Raw genomic sequence first — 4,041 nt, 5'->3', positions numbered from 1 at the left:
CGCGCCGCCGGTGGTGAGACCCATGTGGCAGACGACGATGTCGGCGCCGGCCTTCGTCATGTCCTTCGCGTTCTCCTCGCTGAAGACGTAGGGCGTGGTGAGCAGGTCGAGAGAACGGGCGCGGGCCACCAGCTCGACCTCGAGGCCGTAGCCCATGCCCGTTTCCTCGAGGTTGGCGCGGAAGGTGCCGTCGATGAGGCCGACCGTCGGGAAGTTCTGGATCCCGGAGAAGCCCAGGCCGATCAGGCGCTGCAGGAAGGCGTCGGGAATCATGAACGGGTCGGTGCCGTTGACGCCGGCGAGCACCGGCGTCTTCTTCACCACCGGCAGCACCTCGTGCGCCATCTCGCAGACGATCTCGTTGGCGTTGCCGTAGGCGAGCAGGCCGGCCAGCGAGCCGCGCCCGGCCATCCGGTAGCGGCCCGAGTTGTAGATGACGATGAGGTCGATGCCGCCGGCCTCCTCGCACTTGGCCGACAAGCCCGTGCCGGCGCCGCCGCCGATGAGGGGCTGGCGCCGCGCGATCTTGGCGCGGAAGCGGTCGAGCAGGGTCTGGCGGGCGATGCGCGGCATGGCGATGTCCTTCTTGTCAGCGCGCGGCGCGGGTGGCCGCCGGCGCGACGGCGATCTCGCGCCAGGCGGCGACCAGTGCGTCGGCGAACGCTTCGTCGTTGAGGTGCAGCGGCAGGCGCTGGAGCTTGCGGTTCGACCCCGTGCGGAACTGCTGCTCGAGCGTCATGAACAGCGCCCGGTCGGCCTCGGCGTCGAAGAACGGCTGCCCGGGCGCGTCGATCGCGGAGACGCCCCGCTCGGGGATGAGGAAGCGGACCGGGCCGCGCATCGCGTTGAGCTTGGCGGCGAGGAATACGCCGATGCGCCGGCAGTCGTCGACGGTGGTCCGCATCAGCGTCACGGTCGGGTTGTGGCGGTAGAGCTTGCGGGCCTTGAAGCGCTCCGGCACCGTCTCCCAGGCGCCGAAGTTCACCATGTCGAGCGCACCGCAGGAGCCGACGTACGGCAGCGCGTGGCGCGCGAAGACGTCGAGCCGGGTCGGGCCGGCCGACAGCACGCCGCCGCCGACCTCGTCGGCGATCTCGGTCGTCGAGACGTCGATCACGCCGGCGAGCAGGCCCGAGTCGGCGAGCTTTTCCATCGACTGCCCGCCGACGCCGGTGGCGTGGAAGACGAGGCAGTCGTACTCGTCGGCCAGGCGCTTCGTCACGGCCTGCACGCAAGTCGTGGTGACGCCGAACATGGTCAGGCCGAGCGCCGGCTTGGTCTGGTCGCCGCTCGGCGCCGGGTGCGACATCATCCCCGCGAGGGCGTGCGCGGCGTAGCCGAGCACCTTCTCGCTGATCCGGTTGATGCCCTGCACGTCGGTCACCGAGTACATCATGCAGATGTCGCTCGGCCCGACGTAGGGGCGCGTGTCGCCCGACGCCATGGTCGAGACCATCACCTTCGGCAGGCCGACCGGCAGGGCCCGCATCGCCCGCGTCGCCAGCGTCGTGCCGCCGGAGCCGCCGGCCGAGATGATCCCGCCGACGTCGCGCCGGCCGGCGATGAAGTGCTCGAAGGCGATCGCCATCGCGCTCACCGCGCTGCCGCGGTCGCCGCTGAAGACGGCGCCCTCGCCGTCCGGGTGGTGGCGCGCCACTTCGCGGGGATGCACGCTCGCCGACGACGGCCGGCCCGAGGTGGCGAGATCGACGGTGACGACGCGCAGGCCGAGCTTGTCGAGGCGCTCGCGCAGGAAGAACAGCTCGCGACCCTTGGTGTCGAAGGTGCCGGCGACGTAGGCGGCGCGCGCGGTGCTGGCCGCGACCGGGAAGTCGAAGACCTGCGCGGCAGCGGGTGCGGCCGACGATGCCGAGGCACGGCCGCCGCTGCCGGCGCCAGACGGCGCCGCCGGCGCGAATCCGCTCGCTGCGCCCGGGCCCGCGCCGCTCGCGCTCGATCTCGCGATGTCGGCGACTGGCGCCGCCGTGCCGCCGGCGTTCCAGCGGTTGAAGCCGCGCACCGATCCTGGCGCCGGGTCGTCGAGGCGGGAAGCACCATCGCCATGGGCGCGGCGCACGGTGAGGACCTGGAGCGGCGCCGGACCGGCCTGCTCCGGAGGCGCGGCTGCCGGCTCCTCGTCGGCCCCGGCGCGCACGCCGAGCAGGCGCTCCTGCAGGTCACGGTCGGCGGCGAGCTCGGCCGCCGGCATCTCGCGCGTGATGCGGCCGTTGACCATCACGCCGATGCGGTCGGCGACGTCCATCGCCACGCCCAGGTTCTGCTCGATCAGCAGGATCGCGATCTCGCCTTCGCCGGTGAGCGCGCGCAAGGCCTCGACCACCTGCTCGACGATCACCGGCGCCAGCCCTTCGGTCGGCTCGTCCATCACCAGCAGGCGCGGCTCGAGCAGGAGCGCGCGGCCGATGGCGAGCATCTGCTGCTCGCCGCCGGAGAGCTGGGCGCCGCCGTTGGCCTTGCGCTCGGCCAGGCGCGGGAACATGTCGTAGACGCGCTCCACCTCGCGCCGGTGCGTGGCGACGAGGCGCAGGGTCTCGTCGACCGTCAGCGAGGGCCAGACGCGGCGGCCCTGCGGCACGTAGGCCATGCCGCGCCGGGTGATCTCGTGCGGTGCCAGGCCCAGGATCTCCTCGCCGGCGAGGCGGACGCTGCCGGTGCCGCGAACGAGCCCGGTGATGGCGTTGCAGAGGGTCGTCTTGCCCATGCCGTTGCGGCCGACGATGGCCGTGACGCCGCGCTCGATGGCGAAGCTCACGCCCTGCAGCGCGTGCGCACGTCCGTAATAGACGTCGAGCTCCGCGACGACGAGCATGGGCGAAGAAGACGCCGGCCCGGCCGGGCGCCGGGCCGCGCCCGAGCCGGACCGGGCCCCCTCGGGGCGCAGCGACCATCGGGAGCGTGGGGGTGCCATCAGTGCTTGCCGCCCATGTAGATCGCCTGCACCTGCGGATCGCTCTCGATCTCGGCGGGGGTGCCGGTCTTCAGGACGCGGCCGTTGTGCATCATGCTGACCTTCTCGGCGACGCGCAGGGCGATGTCAAGGTCGTGCTCGATGAGGACGTAGCTCATGTGCGCCGGCAGGGACGTGAGCAGGGCCACCAGTTCGCGGCGCTCGACCGGCGACAGGCCGGCCGCCGGCTCGTCGAACAGGATCAGGCGCGGCGCGCCGGCCAGCGCCATGCCGATCTCGAGCTGGCGCTGCTGGCCATGCGCGAGGTTGGCGACGCGCTCGTCGGCGATGTGCGAGAGCCGGGCGCGATCGAGCAGGTCGGTGGTGGCCAGCGTCGAGGCGTGGCCCGGGCCCGGCCGCCAGAAGCTGAAGCGGCCATTGGCGACGCCGCGCACGGCAAGGAACAGGTTGTCGCGGACCGTCAGGTCGCGAAACAGCAGCGAGGACTGGTAGGTGCGGCGCAGGCCCTTGCGGATGCGCTCGTGCGGCGGCAGGCCGGTGATGTCCTCGCCGAAGAATTGGATCCGCCCGGAGGTGGGCGGGAAATCGCCGGTGATGGCGTTGAAGAGCGTCGTCTTGCCGGCCCCGTTCGAGCCGAGGACGGCGTACTTCTCGCCGGCGCTGACCGTCAACGACACGTCGTCGACGGCGCGCAAGGCGCCGAACGCCCGCGTCACGCCGCTGAGCACCAACGCATCGTTGGAGGCGAGCGGCGCACGCGGCGCATGCAGGCCGCGCCCGCCCTGCCCGGCGGGGGCAGGACGGGTCTGGCGCAGCTGGGCGATGGAAGCCATCGGCGTCCGGACCTGCGGTTTTTACGGGCAGGCCGGCACGTCGCGCGAGCCCATCTGGAACTCTTCCTTCTTCATCCCGAGCATCTGATCGACGTTGTCGACCTTGCTGTTCACGCGCGTGGTCAGATTGCCCTGCGCGTCCTTCACCACCTCGGTGACGAAGGTCGTGCCGATCGCCTGCCGGTTCGCGTCGAGCCTGACCTCGCCGTTCGGCGTCTTCAGGACCATCTTCGAGAGCGCCTCGCGGTACTTGGCCTGGTTGCCGGAGAGGTCGCCCTT

Annotated in this window: 3 protein-coding genes and 2 pseudogenes; all 5 read right to left on the bottom strand. The window is 72.0% G+C overall.

Going from position 1 to position 4,041, the window contains the following annotated elements; translation table 11 throughout:
- A partial coding sequence (locus AC30N0_RS17505; RefSeq protein ID WP_489519169.1) for a phosphoenolpyruvate hydrolase family protein occupies positions 1-573 on the bottom strand: 573 nt, incomplete at its 3' end.
- Positions 574-589: 16 nt separating this feature from the next.
- Positions 590-1,798 (bottom strand): annotated as a pseudogene (locus AC30N0_RS17500) (Tm-1-like ATP-binding domain-containing protein); the annotation flags it as partial.
- Positions 1,799-2,383: 585 nt separating this feature from the next.
- Positions 2,384-2,830, bottom strand: a pseudogene (locus AC30N0_RS17495) (ABC transporter ATP-binding protein); the annotation flags it as partial.
- A gap of 98 nt (positions 2,831-2,928) precedes the next feature.
- Positions 2,929-3,762, bottom strand: coding sequence for an ABC transporter ATP-binding protein (locus AC30N0_RS17490; protein ID WP_489519168.1), 834 nt, complete (start codon positions 3,760-3,762; stop codon positions 2,929-2,931).
- 21 nt (positions 3,763-3,783) lie between these two features.
- The coding region (locus AC30N0_RS17485) for a hypothetical protein (protein ID WP_489519167.1) at positions 3,784-4,041 on the bottom strand (258 nt) is incomplete at its 5' end.

It is taken from the genome of Rhizobacter sp., assembly GCF_031412495.1.
GTDB lineage: Bacteria > Pseudomonadota > Gammaproteobacteria > Burkholderiales > Burkholderiaceae_C > Schlegelella_A.
Note: the sequence above shows the minus strand (reverse complement) of the source record. Positions and strands in the feature narration are given on the sequence as shown.

Excerpts from the sequence above, each read along its gene's own strand:
- AC30N0_RS17490 (WP_489519168.1), bottom strand. The coding sequence starts at position 3,762 with ATGGCTTCCATCGCCCAGCTGCGCCAGACCCGTCCTGCCCCCGCCGGG.